17 protein-coding genes are annotated in these 19,948 nt (G+C 72.0%); 7 read left to right on the top strand and 10 right to left on the bottom strand.

Features of this window, described 5'->3' with window-relative positions:
- Positions 1–140: 140 nt before the first annotated feature.
- Positions 141–1,832 carry a methyl-accepting chemotaxis protein gene (locus tag ACTZWW_RS15200; RefSeq protein WP_444781814.1) on the top strand — a complete coding sequence of 564 codons (1,692 nt, stop codon included), beginning with the start codon at positions 141–143 and terminating at the stop codon, positions 1,830–1,832.
- 16 nt (positions 1,833–1,848) lie between these two features.
- On the opposite strand, the gene ACTZWW_RS15195 is transcribed toward ACTZWW_RS15200, so the two are convergent.
- From ACTZWW_RS15195 to ACTZWW_RS15175, 5 genes are all read right to left on the bottom strand, one after another.
- Entirely contained in the window at positions 1,849–2,217 is a 369-nt protein-coding gene (locus tag ACTZWW_RS15195) for a nitrile hydratase accessory protein (protein ID WP_444781813.1), read from the bottom strand.
- The gene (gene nthB / locus ACTZWW_RS15190) at positions 2,207–2,866 is read right to left on the bottom strand and encodes a nitrile hydratase subunit beta (protein WP_444781812.1); all 660 of its coding nucleotides are present in this window, start codon (positions 2,864–2,866) and stop codon (positions 2,207–2,209) included. Before nthB ends, ACTZWW_RS15195 begins: the two co-directional genes overlap by 11 nt.
- Entirely contained in the window at positions 2,863–3,519 is a 657-nt protein-coding gene (gene nthA, locus ACTZWW_RS15185) for a nitrile hydratase subunit alpha (protein WP_444781811.1), read from the bottom strand. Before nthA ends, nthB begins: the two co-directional genes overlap by 4 nt.
- Before the next feature lie 25 nt (positions 3,520–3,544).
- Positions 3,545–4,513, bottom strand: a complete 969-nt coding sequence (locus tag ACTZWW_RS15180; protein ID WP_444781810.1) for a carbohydrate kinase family protein — start codon at positions 4,511–4,513, stop codon at positions 3,545–3,547.
- 84 nt (positions 4,514–4,597) lie between these two features.
- Positions 4,598–5,218, bottom strand: coding sequence for an HAD family hydrolase (locus tag ACTZWW_RS15175; RefSeq protein ID WP_444781809.1), 621 nt, complete (start codon positions 5,216–5,218; stop codon positions 4,598–4,600).
- A gap of 155 nt (positions 5,219–5,373) precedes the next feature.
- On the opposite strand from ACTZWW_RS15175, the gene ACTZWW_RS15170 reads away from it, so the two are divergent.
- Both ACTZWW_RS15170 and scpA read left to right on the top strand, forming a co-directional pair.
- The gene (locus tag ACTZWW_RS15170) at positions 5,374–7,350 is read left to right on the top strand and encodes a methylmalonyl-CoA mutase family protein (RefSeq protein WP_444781836.1); all 1,977 of its coding nucleotides are present in this window, start codon (positions 5,374–5,376) and stop codon (positions 7,348–7,350) included.
- 45 nt (positions 7,351–7,395) lie between these two features.
- Positions 7,396–9,582: a methylmalonyl-CoA mutase gene (scpA, locus tag ACTZWW_RS15165; protein WP_444781808.1), complete on the top strand. Its 2,187-nt coding sequence runs from the start codon at positions 7,396–7,398 to the stop codon at positions 9,580–9,582.
- 15 nt (positions 9,583–9,597) lie between these two features.
- Here the strand turns inward: scpA and ACTZWW_RS15160 are convergent, their stop codons facing one another.
- Both ACTZWW_RS15160 and ACTZWW_RS15155 read right to left on the bottom strand, forming a co-directional pair.
- A complete protein-coding gene (locus tag ACTZWW_RS15160) occupies positions 9,598–11,136 on the bottom strand; it encodes a cryptochrome/photolyase family protein (RefSeq protein ID WP_444781807.1) in 1,539 nt (512 codons plus the stop codon).
- Between the two features lie 21 nt (positions 11,137–11,157).
- Positions 11,158–11,892, bottom strand: coding sequence for an SDR family NAD(P)-dependent oxidoreductase (locus tag ACTZWW_RS15155; protein WP_444781806.1), 735 nt, complete (start codon positions 11,890–11,892; stop codon positions 11,158–11,160).
- A gap of 159 nt (positions 11,893–12,051) precedes the next feature.
- Here ACTZWW_RS15155 and ACTZWW_RS15150 point away from each other — a divergent pair, with 159 nt between their 5' ends.
- From ACTZWW_RS15150 to ACTZWW_RS15140, 3 genes are all read left to right on the top strand, one after another.
- A complete protein-coding gene (locus tag ACTZWW_RS15150) occupies positions 12,052–12,906 on the top strand; it encodes a methionyl-tRNA formyltransferase (protein WP_444781805.1) in 855 nt (284 codons plus the stop codon).
- A 44-nt stretch (positions 12,907–12,950) separates the two neighbouring features.
- The gene (locus ACTZWW_RS15145; RefSeq protein ID WP_444781804.1) at positions 12,951–13,583 is read left to right on the top strand and encodes a type II toxin-antitoxin system PemK/MazF family toxin; all 633 of its coding nucleotides are present in this window, start codon (positions 12,951–12,953) and stop codon (positions 13,581–13,583) included.
- Between the two features lie 244 nt (positions 13,584–13,827).
- Complete coding sequence (locus tag ACTZWW_RS15140) at positions 13,828–14,037, top strand: DUF2256 domain-containing protein (RefSeq protein WP_444781803.1); 210 nt, start codon at positions 13,828–13,830, stop codon at positions 14,035–14,037.
- On the opposite strand, the gene ACTZWW_RS15135 is transcribed toward ACTZWW_RS15140, so the two are convergent.
- From ACTZWW_RS15135 to ACTZWW_RS15125, 3 genes are all read right to left on the bottom strand, one after another.
- Complete coding sequence (locus tag ACTZWW_RS15135) at positions 14,015–15,925, bottom strand: ABCB family ABC transporter ATP-binding protein/permease (protein WP_444781802.1); 1,911 nt, start codon at positions 15,923–15,925, stop codon at positions 14,015–14,017. The genes ACTZWW_RS15140 and ACTZWW_RS15135 overlap by 23 nt on opposite strands.
- Positions 15,926–15,983: 58 nt before the next feature.
- A complete protein-coding gene (locus ACTZWW_RS15130; protein WP_444781801.1) occupies positions 15,984–17,606 on the bottom strand; it encodes a long-chain-fatty-acid--CoA ligase in 1,623 nt (540 codons plus the stop codon).
- Between the two features lie 307 nt (positions 17,607–17,913).
- Positions 17,914–18,132 carry a heavy-metal-associated domain-containing protein gene (locus ACTZWW_RS15125; RefSeq protein WP_444781800.1) on the bottom strand — a complete coding sequence of 73 codons (219 nt, stop codon included), beginning with the start codon at positions 18,130–18,132 and terminating at the stop codon, positions 17,914–17,916.
- A 238-nt stretch (positions 18,133–18,370) separates the two neighbouring features.
- Here ACTZWW_RS15125 and ACTZWW_RS15120 point away from each other — a divergent pair.
- Positions 18,371–19,948: EAL domain-containing protein (locus ACTZWW_RS15120; RefSeq protein ID WP_444781799.1), on the top strand; the 1,578-nt coding region annotated here is incomplete at its 3' end.

Raw genomic sequence — 19,948 nt, 5'->3', positions numbered from 1 at the left:
AAATACTTTACGGTTGTGTCTGCCGCTTCGTAAATAACGACACCTTAACACAAGCACATCGATCCTATCGCTCGTGAATTGCACCCGCCCCGGCGGCGCCTCCCCGCGCCCCGGGGCGAACCACGAGCGAGGGTATGGAAATGGGCAAGCTCATCGATCGATGGAGCATCGCGACGAAGATCTACAGCCTCGTCGGTCTCTTCGCGGTGGTCGTCGTCGCGGTCACCGCGGCGAGCGCGATGATCATGACGACCTATCGCGATCAGGTGGCGCTCGCCCAGAACGCGGCGGAGCGTGCGATCCTCAGCGAGCGCGCGAACGCGCTCATCAACGGCGCGGTCGCCGACACCCGCGGCCTCTACATGGCCGAGACGCCCGCCGACGTCGAGCTCTACGGCCAACGCCTGCTCGCGGACCTCGATCGCATGGACGCCATGCTCGACGCCTGGCAGCCCCTGGTGTCGGCGGACCGGATGAACCTGTTCCTGGGCTTCCGCGAGGACGTGGACGCCTTCGCCGACGTGCGCCGCGAGATCGTGCGGCTCGCGCGCACGCAGGGCACAGAGGCGGCGCGCACCTTCGGCGACAACGCCGAGAACCGCGCGGCTCAGGACGCGCTCAACGAGATCATGGACTCGACCGCAGCGGTGCAGTCGACGAACCTCGAGCGCTTCGTCGGCATGCTCGATGCGCTGTTCGGCCGCAGCCTCCTCACGATCGTCGCGATCGGCGGGCTCGGCATCCTCGTCGGCGTGGGCTTCGCCGCCTACCTGTCGCGCCGCCAGCTCACCCAGCCGATCCGCGCCATCTCGGGCGCCATGCGCGCGCTGGCAGACGGCGACCTCTCCACCGAGGTGCCGTTCGCGAGCCGCGTCGACGAGATCGGCGGCATGGCCCGCGCGGTCGCGATCTTCAAGCGCAACGCGGTCGAGCGCGAGGAGCTGACCCGCGAGCGCGCCGCCGAGACCGCCGCCCGCGAGCAGCGCACGGCGCGGGTCGCCGAGCTGATCGAGGGCTTCGAGAGCCGCATCGAGACGCTCGTCCAGGCGCTCGGCGCCTCGGCGACCGAGATGGAGGCGACGGCGGAAGCCATGCGCACGAGCGCCGACCAGGGCCGCACGCGCTCCGAATCGGGCGCCGTGACCGCGCAGCAGACGAGCTCGGCGATGCGCACCGTTGCCGTCGCCGCCGAGGAGCTCGCCGCCTCCGCACGCGAGATCAGCGTCCAGGTGGCGCAGGCGACGCAGATCGCCTCGCAGGCGGTGGAGGACGCCCGCAGCACCGACGTGACGATGCGCGACCTCTCCGCCAACGCCCAGCGCATCGGCGAGGTCGTCGCGCTGATCAGCGAGATCGCCTCGCAGACGAACCTGCTCGCGCTCAACGCCACCATCGAAGCGGCCCGCGCCGGCGAGGCCGGCAAGGGCTTCGCGGTCGTCGCCGCCGAGGTCAAGACGCTCGCCGACCAGACCGCCAAGGCGACGGACGAGATCGCCGCCCAGGTCGGCCGTATCCAGACGGCGTCGGGCAGCGCCGTCCAGGCGATCGAATCGATCGGTGCCACGATCCAGCGCATGCACGAGATCTCCGGCACGATCGCCTCGGCGGCCGAGGAGCAGCAATCCGCCACGCAGGAGATCGCATCCAACGTCTCCGACGCGGCGAACGGGACGGAGGCGGTGAACGACTTCGTCGGCGAGTTCCGTCAGTCCGCCGCCCAGACCGGCACCGCCGCCGACCAGGTCCTCCAGGCCGCCCGCCGCCTCACCGGCTCGGCCTCGGACGTCACGCGCCAGGTCGAGACCTTCACGGCGGGCATCCGCGCCGCGTGAGACGGGGGCGGCGGGTTCAGCCGAGCCCGCCGCCGGCCCCTCTCAGCGGGTCGTTCGCGAGCGTGATCGCGACCCCGTGCGGCGTCGCCTCCGCCGCCCGCTCCCAGGCGGCCGCGCGATCCGCCACCACGTCCGTGCCGGCGAGGCCCTTCTCGGCACAGAGCCGCTCCAGCGCCGCGACCCAGGCGGTCCAGTAGCCCTCGCCGCCGTGCTCCGCGCCCGGGGTGCGCGCCAGCGCCGACGAGAGCGCCTGCGCCCACTCGCTCCAGGCGAAGACCCCGCGTGCGTTCAGCGCCACCGCGAGCGCGAAGGCGCTCGCCTGCCAGGGACTCTCGAAAGTCGGCGCCTCCGGCGGCGGGAACGCCGACGCGTCCTCATTCCTCATCGAGGTAGCTCTCCCAGGCGTCGATCGACACGGACAGCGTCGGGTCCGCCCCCTCGCCCCACAGCTCCGTCCCCGCGAATCGTACCGTGTAGAGGTGCTGCGGCGCCTCGCCCCGCCCGTGCGCATTCGTATCCGGGAAGACGTGGGCGCCGTGATGGAGCACGATCTCGCCGATCTTGCCGCGGGCATAGCGCGGCAGGCGGGTGTGGCCGGCGGGGTTGATCACCCGCGTGCGCACGCGATCCCCCGGTGCGAACCGCGGCGGGGCAGGCGCCTCGCGGTCCGTCGGCCCGCCGCGCGCCAGCGCCGCCGGCACGGCCTCCGCCGAGAGCACCCGCGCGAGCCGCGCGCCGGGCCGCAGCGACCGTCCGGCGGCGAGCTCGTCCGCTCCCACGAGACCCGCGGCGACGACGAGCCGCTCGAGCCCCTTCGTCCAGATCTCGTAGTACGACGCCGCGAGGTACTCCGCCGGCGGCAGGCTCTCGCGGGCGTGGCGGGAGGCGTCGAGCGTCCACGAGCCGGTCGCGCCCATGGCGAGCGTGATGCCGAAGGCGCGGCGCTCCCAGGGCGCGTGGAACAGCGGCTCGTCCGGCTCCCGCACCACCGGCCCGAAGCCGTGCATGCCGCCGAGATCCTGCGCCCCGTTCATCGCGCGCCCTCCCCGCTCGCCGCACCGGGCGCCCGCGCGAGCCCTGTGCCGATCATCGAATCGCGGGTGACGAGGTCGGCGAGGCGCTCCGCGTCGAGGCCGTCGGTTCCCTCCGGGCGCATCGGCACGACGAGGTAGCGCACCTCGGCGGTGGAATCCCACACCCGGATCGCGGTCGTCTCGGGGAGCGTCACCCCGAACTCGGCGAGTACGCCGCGCGGATCCATCACCGCGCGCGAGCGGTAGGGCGCCGACTTGTACCAGGTCGGCGGCAGGCCGAGCACCGGCCAGGGATAGCAGGAGCACAGGGTGCAGACGACGAGGTGATGCTCGTCCGGCGTATTGAACAGGGCCACCATGTGCTCGCCCTGGCGCCCGACGAAGCCCATCGCGGCAATCGCCGCCGTCGCGTCCGCCGCCAGCGCATCGCGGAACGCGGGATCGGTCCAGGCGCGGGCGACGACCCGCGCGCCATTGCGGGGGCCGACCTTGGTCTCGTAGGTGTCGATCAGCGCGTCGATCGCGGCGGGCTCGACGTAGCCCTTCTCGACGAGGATCGATTCGAGCGCCTTCACCCGCGCCTCGATGGGCGCGAGGTGGCTGTGGCCGTGGCCGCCGTCGTGGTGGTGGTCGTCGTGATCGTGGTCGTGCACGGCGTGATCTCCCCTCTGCGGCCTGTCAGGCGCCGCGCGCCTCGACCTGCGCGAGCGTGGGCGGGTTCGCGCCCGGGCGCTCGCAGGTGATCGAGGCGGCGCGCACCGCGAAATCGAGCGCATCGGCGACATCGTCGGGCGAGAGCGTCTCGAGGCCCGCCCGGTCGAGCAGCCCGCGCGCATCGAGGCGCGCGAGCAGGCCCGCGTGCAGCGTGTCGCCCGCCCCCACCGTGTCGGCCACGCTCACCCGACGTCCGGCCACCGCGCGCATCACCGTGCCCTGCGCGGTGCGCAGGAAGGCCCGTGCGCCGTCCGCCCCCAGCGTCGCCACGACGAGCCGCGCGCCGCCGGCGAGCCGTCTCTCCGCCCAGGCGGCGAGCGCCGCCACGTCCGCGGGGTCGATCCCGAACCCGTCCGCGAGGTCCTCGGCGCTCGCCTTGACGATGTCGGCGACCGCGAGGAAGTCCGCGAGCCGCGCCCGCCAGGCGGCGAGGTCGGGCGTCACCGTCGCCCGCAAGTTCGGGTCGAGCGAGATCGCGCGCCGCCCGGCCTCACGGCGCGCGAGCGCGAGGTAGGCGGCGCCGGCGGGATCGACGGCGAGCGAGAAGGAGCCGAAAGCGAGAGCGCGCACGCGCTCGGGCAGCGCCGCGGGCAGGTCCGCCCCCGTGATACTCCGGTCCGCCGCGCCATGGCCGTGGAATGCGTATGAGACGTCCCCGTTCGGGCGCGGCGCGACGACCCCGATCGTCGTCGGCGCGGGCAGCCGCGGGGCGAGCGAGAGGTCGACCCCGTCGCGGGCGAGCCGGGAGGCCAGCACCTCGCCGAAGCGGTCGGTCGAGAGCCCGCCGCAGAAACCCGCCGCGCGCCCGAGCCGGGCCAGCGCGATCGCCACGTTGAAGGGCGAGCCGCCGGGCACGGCGCGCGCCGCGAGCGCCGTGCCGTCGTCGTCGCCGACGAAGAGATCGATCAGCGCCTCGCCGCAGACCAGGATCATGCGCGCCTCCTCTCGCTCGGGAGCCTCGCCGCCCTGTATGGCATCCGATCGCAGGCCGCGGTAGCCCCGCGGCGGCGTCTCGCGTCAGATCTCCACGCCCTCGGCCCGCAGTCCCGCGGCGAGGTCGAAGCCGAGGGGGCAGTGCAGCGCGCGCATGCCGACCGCCCGCGCGCCCGCGACGTTCTTCTCGGAATCGTCGATGAACAGGCACCGACCCGCCTCGAGGCCGTATCGATCGAGCAGCGTGCGGTAGATCGCCGGGTCGGGCTTGATCAGCCGCTCGTGGGCGGAGACGACGACGCCCTCGAAGCGGGTGAGGACGGGGAAGCGCTCCACCGCCTCCGCCCACTTCTCACGCGAGAAGTTGGTGATGGCGTAGATCGGCTCGCCCCTGGCGAGGAGCCGCTCCAGCAGCGCCGTGTTGGGCGCGATGTCGCCGGGCACCATCTCCTGCCAGCGCGTGTCGAAGGCGCGGATCTCCGCCTCCCACTCGGGATGCCTGGCGCACAGCGCCGCGACGTGCTCGGCGTAGACCGCGCCGCGGTCCATTTCGAGGTTCCAGTCGCCGGTGCAGACGTTGGCGAGGAACCACTCCATCCGTTCGGCGTCGTCGAACATCTTCTCGTAGAGAAAGCGCGGGTCCCAGCGGATGAGGACGTTGCCGACGTCGAAGACGAGGATGGTCACGGGCGAGGCTCCGGTCATGGGCTGCCCTCGCCGCTTCGCACGGGCGCGTGACGATCGCAAGACGCGGCGCCCGCGGCGCCCGGCTCCGTGCGCGACCGGACCAAAGTGGCGCTTCCGTCGGCCCCTTCTTTGGCGGTAGACCGGGTGCGACGTCCCGCGGAGCGAACGCCATGATCGACGACGACGCCCTCTCGGCCGATTTCCCGACGCCCTCGCGCGCGGACTGGCTCGCGCTGGTCGAGGGCGTGCTGAAGGGTGCCGACTTCGAGAAGCGGCTCGTCTCCAGGAGCTACGACGGCCTCGCCATCCAGCCGCTCTACGACAAGGCGGATGTCCCCGCCCGCCCCGGCCGCGCAGCCCACGGCCCCTGGCGCGTCGCCCAGCGCGTCGACGACCCGCGCCGCGAGACCGCGAACGCACAGGCGCTGGAGGACCTCGAGGGCGGCGCGGACGCGCTGACGCTGGTCTTCCCGCAGGCGCCCGCCGCGCGCGGCTTCGGGCTCGCAGCGCAGACGGTGGACGATCTCGACGCCGCGCTGGCCGGCGTGATGCTCGACCTCGTCCACGTCCGGCTCGACGCCGGCGGGGCGGGACGGCAGGCGGCGGGGATGCTGATCGCCCTCGCCGAGCGCCGCGGCCACCTGCTCGCCGACCTCGCGATCGACCTCGCGCTGGACCCAATCGGCGCCGCCGCCGCGGCGGGGCGGATGTCGGCGCCCTGGGAGATCGTCGCCGAGCGCTCCGCACAGACGCTCGCCGATCTCACCGCGCGCGGATTCACGGGCCGCACCTTCCTCGCCGATGCGCGCCCGGTCCACGAAGCCGGCGCGAGCGAGGCGCAGGAACTCGCCTTCGTGCTCGCGTCCGGCGTCGCCTACCTCCGTGCGCTGGAGGCGGGCGGGCATACGCCGGATGCCGCGCGCGACGCGCTCTCCTTCCTGCTCGTGGCGGACGCCGACGAGCTCCTCGGCATCGCCAAGTTCCGGGCGCTGCGTGCGCTCTGGGCGCGGGTGGAGGAGGCGTCCGGCCTCGTGCCCAAGCCCATCCGGCTCCACGCCGAGACCGCCTGGCGCATGACCACCCGGCGCGACCCGTGGGTGAACATGCTGCGCGCCACGGTCGCGACGTTCTCGGCGGGCGTCGGCGGTGCGGATTCCCTCGTCGTGACGCCGTTCACCGCCGCGCTCGGCCTGCCGGACGCCTTCGCCCGGCGCGTCGCGCGCAATACGCAACTCGTACTCCTGCACGAATCCAATCTCTGGCGCGTGGCCGACCCCGCCGCCGGCTCGGGCGCGCTGGAGGGCCTGACCGACGCGCTCTGCGAGAGAGCGTGGGCGCTCTTCCAGGAGATCGAGGCCGAGGGCGGCATCGTCGAGAGCCTGCGCGCGGGCGCGCTCCAGGACCGCATTCGCGCCACCCGCGCCGCACGCGACGCGGCGATCGCCAGGCGCAAGGACGCGATCACCGGCGTCTCCGAATTCCCCTTCCTCGACGAGAAGCCGGTTGCCGTGTCGATGGTAGCCGACGACGCGCCCCACGCCCCGCCACCGTCGGACGCCGACGCCACCGCGACGCCCGTCGCCGCCTTCGGCGACCTCGTCGCCGCCGCCGCCGAGGGCGCGCGCCTGGCGCGCCTCATGGCCGCGCCGGCGGGCGTGGCGCCCGTCACGCTGGGCCCCCTGCCCCGCCGTCGCGACGCCGAGCCCTACGAGCGCCTGCGCGACCGCTCGGACGCTCTCTTCGCCTCCCACGGCAGGCGCCCGGCGGTGTTCCTGGCCAATATCGGCCCTCTCTCGGCCTTCAACGCCCGTGCCGGCTTCGCCCGCGGCGCCTTCGAGGCGGGCGGCATCGCCGCGCTCTCGAACGACGGCTTCCCCGATCACGCCGCCATGGCGGAGGCCTTCGCCGCGTCCGGTGCCGCCATCGCCTGCCTGTGCTCGTCGGACGCACTCTACGAGACCGAGGCCGCCGCCGCGGCGCAGGCGATGAAGGCGGCGGGCTGCACCCGGCTCTACCTCGCCGGCCGCCCCGGCGCGCACGAGGCCGCGTGGCGCGAGGCGGGGGTAGACGCCTTCGTCTACATGGGCGTCGACCTGCTCGGCCTGCTCGAGGACGCGCTCGCCCGCGCCGAGGAGGCCGCCCGTGGTTGATCTCTCCGCCGTCCGCCGCCATCCTCGCGATCAGGAGGCCTGCTCATGAGCGCCGTTTCCGGGAGCACCCTGCCCGACTTCACCGGCGTCCCCTTCGCCCGCGCCGCGCGCGGCGAGGCCGCGGCCGGCGCCCAAGCGGGCGCGCCGTGGGAGACGCCCGAGGGCATCCCCGTCAAGGGCGCCTACGGCCCGCCGGACCGCGCCGGCCTCGGCTTCGTCGGCGGGATGCCGGGCATCGCGCCCTATCTGCGCGGCCCCTACCCGACGATGTACGTCACCCAGCCGTGGACCATCCGCCAATATGCGGGCTTCTCGACGGCGGAGGATTCGAACGCCTTCTACCGCCGCAACCTCGCGGCGGGCCAGAAGGGCCTGTCGGTGGCCTTCGACCTCGCCACCCACCGCGGCTACGATTCCGACCATCCGCGCGTTGCGGGGGACGTCGGCATGGCGGGCGTCGCGATCGATTCCATCTACGACATGCGCACCCTGTTCTCCGGCATCCCGCTCGACCAGATGAGCGTGTCGATGACGATGAACGGCGCGGTGCTGCCGGTGATGGCGCTCTACATCGTCGCCGCCGAGGAGCAGGGCGTATCGGCCGACAAGCTCGCCGGCACGATCCAGAACGACATCCTCAAGGAGTTCATGGTCCGCAACACCTACATCTACCCGCCTCTGGCGAGCATGCGGATCATCTCGGACATCTTCTCCTACACCTCGGCCAACATGCCGAAGTTCAACTCCATCTCGATCTCCGGCTACCACATGCAGGAGGCCGGGGCGACGCAGGACCTCGAGCTCGCCTACACGCTGGCCGACGGGGTCGAGTACATCCGCGCGGGAATGGCTGCCGGGCTCACGATCGACCAGTTCGCGCCGCGCCTGTCCTTCTTCTGGGCGATCGGGATGAACTTCTTCATGGAGGTAGCGAAGCTGCGCGCCGCGCGCCTGCTCTGGGCGCGGCTCGTGAAGCAGTTCGAGCCCAAGAGCCGGAAGTCGCTGGCGCTGCGCACGCATTCGCAGACCTCCGGCTGGTCGCTCACGGCGCAGGACGTCTTCAACAACGTCACCCGCACGTGCATCGAGGCCATGGCGGCAACGCAGGGCCACACCCAGTCGCTCCACACCAACGCGCTCGACGAGGCGCTGGCGCTCCCGACCGACTTCTCCGCCCGGATCGCCCGCAACACCCAGCTCTTCCTCCAGCAGGAGAGCGGAACGACGCGGATCATCGACCCGTGGGGCGGCTCGCATTTCGTCGAGCGGCTCACCGCCGAGCTCGCGAAGGCGGCGATGGCGCACATCGAGGAGGTCGAGGCGCTCGGCGGCATGGCCAAGGCCATCGAGGCCGGCGTGCCCAAGCTCAAGATCGAGGAAGCCGCCGCCCGCACCCAGGCGCGTATCGACAGCGGCAACCAGGCCGTCATCGGCGTCAACATGTTCAAGCCGATCGACGAGCGCCCGGTCGAGGTGCTCAAGGTCGACAACGCCAACGTCCGCCAGCTCCAGCTCGAGAAGCTCGCGCGCCTGCGCGCCGAGCGCGACCAGTCGGCCGTGGACGCCGCCTGCGCCGCGCTGTCGAAGGCGGCGCAGACCGGCGAGGGCAACCTCCTGGCGCTCGCCGTCGAGGCCGGCCGGGCCAAGGCCACGGTCGGCGAGATCTCGGCGGCGCTGGAGCAGGTCTGGGGGCGCCATCGCGCGGAGATCCGCTCGATCTCGGGCGTCTACAAGCGGGAGGTCGGAGCCATGTCCCCTGCCGTCGAGCGCGTGCGCAAGCTGGTCGAGGCCTTCGAGGAGGAGGACGGGCGGCGCCCGCGCATCCTCGTCGCGAAGATGGGCCAGGACGGTCACGACCGTGGCCAGAAGGTGATCGCCTCCGCCTTCGCCGATCTCGGCTTCGACGTCGACATCGGCCCGCTCTTCGCCACGCCCGAGGAGGCCGCGCGCCAGGCGATCGAGAACGACGTCCACATCGTCGGCGTCTCGTCGCTGGCGGCGGGCCACCTCACCCTCGTCCCCGAGCTGAAGGCGGCGCTGGAAGGCTACGACCGCGGAGACGTGATGATCGTGGTCGGCGGCGTCATCCCGCCCGACGACGTGCCGACGCTCCTGCAGATGGGCGCCTCCGCCGTGTTCCCGCCGGGAACCGTCATCGCGGACGCGGCCGAGAAGCTGCTGCACGAGCTCAACCGGCGCCTGGGCTACGAGCCGCGCCAGGCGGCCGAGTAGCCGAGCGCGGCACGCTCAGGTCCCGTAGGTCGACGTCAGCGTGCCGAGGAAACGGGCCGCGTCCGCCCTGATCGCGGCGCGGCGCTCCGCGCTCATCTTCGCCAGCGTGCGGTAGGGCATGGCCACGCGCGGGTTGCCGGCGAGCCGGGCCTCGTTCTCGATGAGGAAGTTCCAGTAGAGATAGTTGAACGGGCAGGCCCCCGCGCCGTCCTTCACCTTCGGATCATAGATGCAGGCGCGGCAATAGTCGCTCATCCGGTCGATGTAGGCGCCCGACGCCGCATAGGGCTTAGAAGCCATGATCCCGCCGTCGGCGTAGAGGATCATCCCGTGCACGTTGGGCAGCTCCACCCATTCGTAGGCGTCGGCGTAGACGACGAGGTACCATTCCTCGACCTCCGCGGGGGCGAGCCCGGCCAGCAGCGCGAAATTGCCGAGCACCATCAGCCGCTGGATGTGGTGCGCGTAGGCGTGGCGGCGCGTGTCGCCGACGCACTGCGCGAGGCAGTTCATCTGCGTCTCGCCGGTCCAGTACAGGTCCGGCAGCGGGCGCCCGGCCGCGAGCGCGTTCGTCTGCGCGTAGCCCGGCATCTTCAGCCAGTAGAGGCCGCGCACGTATTCCCGCCAGCCGATGATCTGGCGCACGAAGCCCTCCACCGCGTTGAGCGGCGCGCGCCCCTCGCGCCACTCCCGCTCGGCCGCGCGGCAGACCTCCTCCGCGGTGAGCAGGCCGGCGTTGAGGTAGGGCGAGAGCACCGCGTGGAAGAGGAAGGGCTCGCCGGTTTTCATCGCGTCCTGGTAGTCGCCGAAGGTCGGCAGCGCCTCCCCGAGGAAGCTGCGCAGCGCGTCGAGCGCGTCCGCCCGCGTCACCGCCCAGCCGAAGGGCTCGAGGTCGCCGAAATGGTCGCCGAAGCGCCGGGCGACGAGGTCGAGCACCTCGCGGGTGATCGCATCCGGCTCGAAACGCCGTCGCGGCGGGACGCGCAAGCCCTTGGGAAGCGCCTTTCGATTTTCCGCGTCGAAGTTCCACTGCCCGCCGGCGGGGTCGCGTCCCTCCATCAGCAGCCCCGTCTTGCGGCGCATCTCGCGGTAGAAGAACTCCATGCGCAGCTGCTTCTTCTCGCCGGCCCAGGCGGCGAACTCCGCCTTCGTGGCGAGGAAGCGGTTGTCCTCGCGGATCTCGACCGGGACCGCCAGCTCCTCGCGCCAGTCGCGCATCGCCTCCAGCACGCGCCACTCGCCGGGCTCGGTCACCACCACGCGATCGGGCGCGTGGCGCGCGACCGCGCGGGCGAGCTCGCCGGAGAAGGAGCCGGCGTTCTCGGGGTCGTCGAGGCGCACGTAGTCGACCGCGATCCCCTCCTGCACGAGCTCGCGCGCGAAGTGGCGCATGGCGGAGAAGAGAAAGGCGATCTTCTGCTTGTGATGGCGGACGTAGGTCGCCTCCTCGGCGACCTCGACCATCAGCACCACGTCCGCGTCGGCATCGAGGTCGGTCAGCGAGGAGATCGCCCGGGTGAGCTGGTCGCCGAGAAGGAGACGGAGGGTCTTCACGAGGAGATTTCCACCGATGCCTCAGCCCTTCACGCGCAGGGTCGAGCGCCCGCCGTCGACGCCGATGGTCTGGCCGGTGATCCAGCTCGCCTGCGGAGAGATCAGGAAGGCGGCGAGCGAGCCCACGTCCTCGCCCGTGCCGAGCCGCGGGATCGGGTGCATGCCCGCGATCGCCTGCGCCATCGTGGCGTTGGACGTGAGCGGGCGGGCGAGATCGGTGTCGAGCAGCGAGGGCGCGATGCAGTTGACCCGCACCTTGGGCGCGAGCTCGGCGGCGAGCGCGAGCGTCAGCCCCTGCACCGCACCCTTCGCCATGGCGACCGAGGCGTGCGCCGAGAATCCCTGGTTCGCCGCCACCGTCGAGAACAGCACCACGCTCGCCCCGTTCGCCTGCCGGAAGGGCTTGAGCGCCGCCTGCACGGCGCGGGCGGCGCCGAGCGCGTTCAAGCGGTAGTCGGCGAGGAAGTCCTCCTCGGTCAGCTTGGCCAGCGGCTTCAGGGTGATCGAGCCGACCGCGTAGACGAGCCCGCCGAGCCCCTCGCCCGCGCTCGCCTCCTCGGTCGCGCGGGCGACACCGTCCTGGTCGAGCGCGTCCGCCACCGTGTATCCCGCGGCGTCGATCGCGCGCGCCGCCTCGGCGAGCCGCGCCTCGTCGCGCGCGGCGAGATGGACGCGCCAGCCGGCCTGCGCGAGCGCCCGCGCGGTCGCCGCCCCCACGCCGCCGCTGCCGCCCCAGATCAGAACCCTCGCGCTCATCGCAATCCCGCTCTCGCTCTTCGGTTACGCCGCGGCTGCAAACGCTGCCGCGATGCGCTAGCTATGGCGGTGCGCCGCCGAGGAAAGGGCCGATGCGACATCGCGCGCCGACGCGCGCGATAGCCGGTGCTCGGCGACGAACGGGGGGAGAGAACGACGATGCGCTTCGCCTTCGCGGGGATCGACTTCCTGGCGGACGCCTTCGACGGCTTCGTCGCCGGAGGGTGGGAGCCGGTGGCGCTGTTCACGCGCCCCTGCGACGACGTCCACGACACCAACGTGCGCGTCGTGGCCGAGGCCCACCGCCGGCGCCTGCCGATCTCGCTCTCGCGCATCGTGCCGCGCGACCTCGCGACGCTCGCCGAGATCGGCTGCGACGCGCTCGTCGTCGCGGGTTATCCCTGGCGCATCCCCACCTGGGAGGGCACCGTGCGCCACGCGCTGAACTTCCACCCCTCGCCTCTGCCGGAGGGACGCGGGCCCTATCCGCTCTACCGGGCCATCCAGGAGGCACGCGAGACCTGGGGGATGAGCGCGCACGTGCTCGACGCCGATTTCGACACCGGGCCGGTGCTCGCCCGCGAGACCTTCCCGCTCTCGCCGCAGGAGACCCACGAGACGCTGCTCGTACGCTGCCAGATCGCCACGAACCGCATCGCCCGCGCGCTCGCGGCCGATCTCTCCGGCGCCTTCGCCCGCGCCGTGCCGCAGTCGGGAGGCAGCTACTTCCCGCGCGCGAGCGACGCCGACCGCACGCTCGACTTCCGCCTCCCGGTCGAGACCCTGATGCGGCGCGTGCGCGCGTTCGGGCCGATCGAGACGCTGGCGCGCATCGGCCAGGGCACGATCCACGTGGCGCAGGCCCACGCCATCGCGGCCACGCACGACCACGAGCCGGGCCGCCTCGTCCACCAGTACCGCCGCACGCTCACGGTCGCCGCAGGGGACGGCTTCCTGGTGATCACCCGCTGGAGCCCCGTCTCGCTCGACGCGGCGCGCAACTTCGGACGGTAGGGTCGAGCTGGCCGGGATCTCCATTCACGTGATCCGCGTCCTGCATGAGACGTGTCTCACCCGATATACAATCTTCTGGACATGCGCGGCCAGCCTATGGACCATACCTGCTCGCAGGAGTCGTCACGGCTATGCAGCAGGCTACGGTAAAGGTTGGTTCGACCGAGGACGCAACAGTCATCGAGGCGCTTGCCGAGATCTTGAGATCCGACGCCGCGCACGCCCGTGCGCTTCGTGAGTTCGTCACGTCCGTCTCGCGCGACCAGCAGCCGCGGGGACTTCAGTTCCAGCCGAGACCCGGGCAGGTCTTGGTCTGCCATTTCGGTCTTGGGTTCCGACCTCCCGAAATGATCAAGACGCGTCCTGTTCTGGTCGTCTCGCCGAAGAGACGTGACAGCGTGAAGCTCTGCACCGTCGTGCCGATAAGCTCACGAGCTCCTGAGGAAGTTCGACCGTACCATTACCGGCTACCCCAAGGAATACTTCCCGACAGCAAGTACGCTGAAGCCTGGATCAAGGGCGACATGGTGGCGACGGTCGGATGCCACCGCCTCGATCGCCTCAAGGTGGGGCACCGTCGCTACGAATCACCTTCGGTTCCGGACGATGTACTCCGCGAGGCACGACGGTGCGTTCTCCACGCTACGGGCATGCACGTCTTGACGCAGGCGTGGTGACGACATATCTATGGCGTGTCTCCGCGAAAGCGGGCTTGAAAGACCACCTTCGGGTGGCAGGCCTGGGCGAGGGTGATGACAAGCCTGCTCAGGCCTCGAGAGAAACCCCGCCCCGCGCGGGGTTTTTTCGTATCGACCGAGCGACTTCCGGGAACCGCACGCGCAGCGTCGCGGCACGCGTGGATGCGGGGACGAGGAACGCGCTCACCGCGTCATATTCTTGGTGAGAGACGCGAGATCCGCCATGCCCCGCATGCGCCGCAAGGCCGACCTGCCGACGAAGACCTGCGCCGCGTGCGGCCGGCCCTTCGCCTGGCGGAAGAAGTGGGAGCGCGACTGGGAGGCCGTGCGCTACTGCTCCGACCGCTGCCGCGCCGACGGCCGCCGGCGCAACGCTCCCGCCGACGACACCCCGCCTGCGCCCGCGCCCGCTACTCCGCGATCGAGATCCTGAGCGACGCGGCGCGCTCCTCCTCCGCCTTCTTCAGGAGCTCGCGCGCCTCGTCCGCCTGGCGCTGGCGGTTCCACATGGCGGCGTAGACGCCGCCCGCCTCGAGCAGCGCCGCATGCCGGCCGCGCTCGACGATCTCGCCCTGGTCGAGCACGATGATCTCGTCGGCGCCCACCACGGTGGAGAGCCGGTGGGCGATCACGAGCGTGGTGCGCCCGCGGCTCACCCGGTCGAGCGCGTCCTGGATCTCCTTCTCGGTGAACGAGTCGAGCGCCGAGGTCGCCTCGTCGAGGAGCAGGATCGGCGGGCTCTTGAGGATCGTGCGCGCGATGGCGACGCGCTGCTTCTCGCCGCCCGAGAGCTTCAGGCCCCGCTCGCCCACCGGCGTGTCGTAGCCCTCCGGAAGGCTCGCGATGAAGCGGTCGATCTGCGCGAGCCGCGCCGCCTCGCGCACCTCCTCCTCGGTCGCGTCCCAGCGCCCGTAGCGGATGTTGTAGCCGATCGTGTCGTTGAACAGCACGGTGTCCTGCGGGACCATGCCGATCGCCGCCCGCAGGCTCTCCTGGGTGACGTCCGCGATGTCCTGCCCGTCGATCACGACGCGCCCGCCCTGGGGCTCGTAGAAGCGGAACAGGAGCCGCGAGATCGTCGACTTGCCCGCCCCGGACGGCCCGACGATGGCGATCGTCCTGCCCGCCGGAACCTCGAAGGAGATGCCCTTCAGGATCGGCCGATCCGGGTTGTAGGAGAAGCGTACGTTCTCGAAGGCGACCGTGCCCTCGCGCACCGCGAGCGGCGTCGCGCCGGGGCGGTCCTCGATCTCGGGATTGCGGTCGAGGATGCCGAACATGTCCGAGATGTCGATCAGCGCCTGCTTGATCTCGCGATAGACCATGCCCATGAAGTTGAGCGGGATGAAGAGCTGCACCAGCAGCGAGTTGACCAGCACGAAATCGCCGATCGTGGCGTTACCGGCCATGATGTCGCGCGCCGCGAAGATCATCACGGTCGCCATGCCGATCGTGAAGATCGCCGCCTGGCCGGCGTTCAGGATCGCGAGCGAGGTGTAGGTCTGCACCGAGGCGCGCTCGTAGCGCTCCATCGAGCGGTCGTAGCGCTCCATCTCGCGCTTCTCGGCGCCGAAGTACTTCACCGTCTCGAAGTTGAGCAGCGCGTCGATCGCCTTGGTGTTGGCGTCGGTGTCGCTCTCGTTCATCCGCCGGCGGATCGCGATGCGCCACTGCGTGGCGTAGTAGGTGAAGGCGAGGTAGGCGATCACCATCACGAGCACGACGGCGGAATAGGAGAGGTCGAACTGCCAGGCGAGGATGCCGAGCACGAGCACCAGCTCGACTATGGTGGGGATCAGCGTGAGGATCATCAGCCGCGTGAGGTCCTCGATTCCCGAGCGGCCGCGCTCGAGCACCCGCGTCAGGCCGCCGGTCTTGCGCTCCAGGTGAAAGCGCAGCGACAGCGAATGCAGGTGCGAGAAGAGCTGCGAGGCGAGCTTGCGCACGGCGTGCATCGCCACCTTGGCGAAGATGCCGTCGCGCAGCTGGGTCAGCCCCGCCATCAGGATGCGCGAGAGGCCGTAGAGCACGGTCAGCAGCACGGGCGAGGCGAACAGCCAGGCCCAGGCCTCGCCGGCGGGGATGTCCGTCGCCTCGGAAGCACCGGTCACCGCGACGAGCGCGTCCGTCGCCCACTTGAAGGTGAAGGGCGTGAGCATGGTCACGACCTTGGCCAGGAGCAGCAGGCCGAATGCGATGAAGATCCGGTGCTGCAGGTCCACGCGCCCGTGCGGCCACAGGTGCGGCCACAGGCGCGAGAAGGTGCCGATCAGGCTGGCGTCCTCCCCGCCGCGGGCGGCGGGGGCGTTGGCGTCGGGCATGAGGTCGTGTCGTTCCGTTGGCGGGTGCCGCCTCTATATGGCAGGCGGGGCACGTAAATCATCCCCCTCGGCCGTCCCCGGCGAAGCTCCGGCGCAGCGCCGTCTTCTGGATCTTGCCCGTCGCCGTGTGCGGGATCTCGTCCACGAAGACGACGCGGTCGGGCAATTGCCACTTGGCGAGCCGCGTCGCGAGATGGGCGAGGATGCCGGCCGCATCCGGCTCGACGCCGGCCTTGGGCACCACCACGAGGAGCGGGCGCTCGCCCCATTTCTCGTCGGGCACGCCGATGGCGGCGGCTTCCGCGACATGGGGATGGCCGACCGCGAGGTTCTCGAGCTCGATCGAGGAGATCCACTCACCGCCGGACTTGATCACGTCCTTCGAGCGGTCGACGACCTGCATGTTGCCGTAGGGATCGATGGTGGCGACGTCGCCCGTGTCGAAGAAGCCGTCCGTGTCGAGGATCGGCTCGTCGCGGTGGAAGTAGGCTTTGGCCACCGCCGGCCCGCGGACCTTCAGCCGCCCGAAGGCCTGCCCGTCCCAGGGCAGGGCGCGGCCCCCGTCGTCCTCGATCTTCATCTCGATGCCGAAGAAGGCATGGCCGGCGCGCTCCTTCACGTCGAGCCAGGCCTCCGGGTCGAGGTCGCCGTAGTCCGGCTTGAGCGAGCAGACCGAGCCGAGCGGGCTCATCTCGGTCATGCCCCAGGCGTGCATCACCTCGACGCCGAACCGATCCCGGAACGCCTGCGTCACCGCCCGCGGGCAGGCCGAGCCGCCGATCACGACGCGATCGAGATGCGGCGACGTCGTGCCGGTGGCGTCGAGATGCTGGAGGAGCGAGAACCAGACGGTGGGTACCGCCGCGCTCACCGTCACCTTCTCCGCGACCAGCAGCTCGGCGAGCGAGGCGCCGTCGAGCTTCGGCCCGGGCATGACCAGCGTCGCGCCCGCCATCGGCGCGGAGAAGCCGAACGACCAGCCGTTGGCGTGGAAGAGCGGCACGACCGGCATCGCCACGTCCCGCGACGAGAGGCCGAGCGCATCGCGCTGGTTCGCGGTCATGGCGTGGAGCACGTTCGAGCGGTGGGAGTAGAGCACGCCCTTCGGCTCGCCGGTGGTGCCCGACGTGTAGCACAGGCCCGCGGCCGCGTTCTCGTCGAGCGCCGCCCAGGCGAAGTCGTCGTCGGCCTCGGCGAGATACGCCTCGTAGGCGACGGCGTTGCGCAGGCTCGTCTGCGGCATGTGCGCCGCGTCGGTGAGGACGACGAAGCGCGTGATCGCCGGCAGGCGCTCCTGCAGGCGCTCCATCAGCGGCACGAAGGTCAGGTCGAGGAAGAGCAGCCGGTCCTCGGCGTGGCCCGCGATGTAGACGATCTGGTCCTCGAAGAGGCGCGGGTTGACCGTGTGGTACACCGCGCCGATGCCGGTGATGCCGTACCAGGTCTCCAGATGGCGCGCCGTGTTCCACGCGAGCGTCCCCACCCGATCCCCCGCCCGGATGCCGTCGCGGGCGAGGCGCTTGGCGAGCCTGAGCGCCCGCGTGCGGATCTCGGCGTAGGTCGTGCGCACGATCGGCCCCTCGACGGAGCGCGAGACGACCTCGCGCCCGCCGTGCTGGATCGCCGCGTGGTCGATGATCTCGTGGATGAGCAGGGGCCAGTCCTGCATGAGGCCGTGCATGGCGTTCTCCCTCGCGCGCCCTGTGGCCGGGCGGTTGGCGAGAGGTTACCGCGTCTTCATTCGAGAGCAATCGATGCGGTGCGCCCGGCGTCGCCCGAGCCTTCGAGCGGCACCGCCGCCCTCCCCACCCTCCGGCCTTCGGCCTCCGTCCTCCCCTGCGAGGAGGTGGCGGTCGGCGGCCTGCATCGACGTTCGCCACATCCGCGACCCCGCTTCCTCCCCGGAGGGGAGGAGTCCGTGCGAAGCACGGGCGGTGGGGCCGTTCGCCGCTGCCGGCGAGCCGGCCCGAGCGCGCCTTTTCCTGCGATCACATCGTCATCGCCCGCGCCGGATAGCCGCCCTCGTCCAGCGCGTCCGCGACCTCGAGCGCCTGCGCGCGCGTCAGGATGCGGGCGCGGCCGTGCTCGAGGTCGACCGCGACCTCCGCCTGCGGATCGAGGCGGTGGACGATGCGTCGCACCGCGTTCACACAGCCGTCGCAGGTCATGCCGTCGACGGCCATCAGGAGCTCGTGTCGCTCGTTCATGCTCGCCTCCACGTCTCGTCGAATCGGGTCCGCCGCGTCAACGCCCGGGCCCCGCCGGCCGTTCGACGCCACGCACCGGACCCGCTGCCGCCGCGCGGAAGCGTTCGAATACGCCCCGCGTCTCCGGTTTTCTCGTGGACGGTGCACGCCCCCCGCTTGCGGCCGGCGGCGCGCGAGGCGAGATAGGAAGATCGAGCGGGACGAGACCGTGCGCGCACGGGCGGGGGACGAGGCGAGAGTGGAACGGCGACGGGCACGTGCCAACGAGCGACGCCGAGCGCCCGGTGCGGCGCTCGCGGCCGGCATCGCCGCGCTGGGCGCGGCGCTGCTCGCGCTCGCCGCCGCCATCGCGCTGGGCGCGAACCTCGCAGTGGCCGCCGCACTGACGCTCGGCGTCGGCGGCCTCGCGCTCGCCGGCGGGGCGCTCGTGCTGGCGCGCCGGGCGCAGGCCGCGGCCGAAAAGGCTTCCTCGGATCTCGACTTCCTCGCGCGGCGGCTGCTGCGGGTCGAATCGCGCCTCGCGGACGCCGAGCGGCGCCGGGCGAGCGAGAAGAGCGGGGAGAGCGGCGCCGACGAGGAGCTGCGCGGCGCCGTCGCCGAGGTCTCCGGTGAGATGGCGCTGATCAGCGGCCTCCTGCGCGACCTCGCCGGCACCGTCGCCGCCCACGACCGCACGCTCGGCGAGATCGCGGAGGCGCAGGACGCGCACCGGGCCTGGGAGAGCGCGCCCGCGCCGCACGAGCCGCCACCCCAGGATTACGTACCCCAGGACCATCCGACGCCACCCGCCTGGAACGAGGCGGCGCCACCGCGGCCGCGCTTCGCCCCGGTCGTCGAGCCGGAGCCCGAGCCGGCGGCGTGGCGGGAGCCCGCGCCGCCTTCACCCCAATCCCCGCCGTTCGTGCCGCAGCCCTTCGCACAACCTCCGGCGCAGCCCGCTCCTCGGCCCATTCCGGAGCCACTGTTCGAGGACGACGCGCCGCCGGCGGCCGCGCCGGATCCCCGGGCGCAGGCGATCCTGCGGGCGCTGCGCGAGGATCGGATGGAGATCCATCTCCAGCCGATCGTCACGCTGCCCCAGCGCAAGACGCGGTTCTACGAGGCGCTGGCGCGGCTGCGGCTCGACGACGACGCGCTCGTGCTGCCGGGCGAGTTCCTGCCGGCGATCGCGGCGGCGGGGCTCACCGCGGAGCTCGACGGCAAGGTCGCCGCCCGCGCGGCGGCGATCGCGCGCCACCTGGTCAACCGCGGCTCGGACGCCTTCGTGACGCTCGATCTCGCCCACGACTCGCTCGTCGCCCCCGGCTTCCTGCGCGCTCTCGGGCGCATCCTGGAGGCCTATCCCGACGTGGCGGGACGCCTCGCCTTCGAGATCGCCCAGCGCTCCTGGCGCACGCTCGACGCGGATGTCGCGGGCGCGCTCGAGGCGCTCAGGGCGAAGGGCGCGCTGTTCGTGCTCGACCGGGCGAGCGACCTGCGCCTCGACGCCTTCGGTCTCGCCGACCGGGGCGTGCGCTTCGTCAAGCTGCCGGCGGCGCGGCTCCTCGCCCACGCCGACGGCGGCATCGACGGGCGCGCGCGACCGGACACGTTCGGGCTCGACGTCGCGGTGAGCGACCTCTCCGCGGTCATGGCACGGGCCGGCATCAAGCTCGTCGCCGAGGCGGTCGAGCGCGAGGAGGACGTGCCGGACCTGATCGACCTCGACGTGCCGCTCGCGCAGGGCTCGGTGTTCGGCGCGCCCCGCGCCGTGCGCGCGGACCTGATCGGCGGCCCGCCTCCGGGCCGCGGCGGCGGGGGCGAGCCGGTCCCGCGC

This window comes from Salinarimonas sp. NSM (genome assembly GCF_052380005.1).
Lineage (GTDB): Bacteria > Pseudomonadota > Alphaproteobacteria > Rhizobiales > Beijerinckiaceae > Salinarimonas.
The sequence above is the reverse complement of the archived record's forward strand: the minus strand, read 5'-3'. Positions and strand labels throughout refer to the sequence as shown.

Bases quoted from the DNA above. Each gene is read 5' to 3' on its own strand.
- scpA (WP_444781808.1), top strand. From the start codon at position 7,396: ATGAGCGCCGTTTCCGGGAGCACCCTGCCCGACTTCACCGGCGTCCCC.
- ACTZWW_RS15130 (WP_444781801.1), bottom strand. From the start codon at position 17,606: ATGCACGGCCTCATGCAGGACTGGCCCCTGCTCATCCACGAGATCATC.
- ACTZWW_RS15125 (WP_444781800.1), bottom strand. From the start codon at position 18,132: ATGAACGAGCGACACGAGCTCCTGATGGCCGTCGACGGCATGACCTGC.
- ACTZWW_RS15145 (WP_444781804.1), top strand. From the start codon at position 12,951: ATGAGACGTGTCTCACCCGATATACAATCTTCTGGACATGCGCGGCCA.
- ACTZWW_RS15200 (WP_444781814.1), top strand. From the start codon at position 141: ATGGGCAAGCTCATCGATCGATGGAGCATCGCGACGAAGATCTACAGC.
- ACTZWW_RS15140 (WP_444781803.1), top strand. From the start codon at position 13,828: ATGCCCCGCATGCGCCGCAAGGCCGACCTGCCGACGAAGACCTGCGCC.
- nthB (WP_444781812.1), bottom strand. From the start codon at position 2,866: ATGAACGGGGCGCAGGATCTCGGCGGCATGCACGGCTTCGGGCCGGTG.
- ACTZWW_RS15195 (WP_444781813.1), bottom strand. From the start codon at position 2,217: ATGAGGAATGAGGACGCGTCGGCGTTCCCGCCGCCGGAGGCGCCGACT.
- ACTZWW_RS15150 (WP_444781805.1), top strand. From the start codon at position 12,052: ATGCGCTTCGCCTTCGCGGGGATCGACTTCCTGGCGGACGCCTTCGAC.
- ACTZWW_RS15135 (WP_444781802.1), bottom strand. From the start codon at position 15,925: ATGCCCGACGCCAACGCCCCCGCCGCCCGCGGCGGGGAGGACGCCAGC.
- ACTZWW_RS15175 (WP_444781809.1), bottom strand. From the start codon at position 5,218: ATGACCGGAGCCTCGCCCGTGACCATCCTCGTCTTCGACGTCGGCAAC.
- ACTZWW_RS15155 (WP_444781806.1), bottom strand. From the start codon at position 11,892: ATGAGCGCGAGGGTTCTGATCTGGGGCGGCAGCGGCGGCGTGGGGGCG.
- ACTZWW_RS15180 (WP_444781810.1), bottom strand. From the start codon at position 4,513: ATGATCCTGGTCTGCGGCGAGGCGCTGATCGATCTCTTCGTCGGCGAC.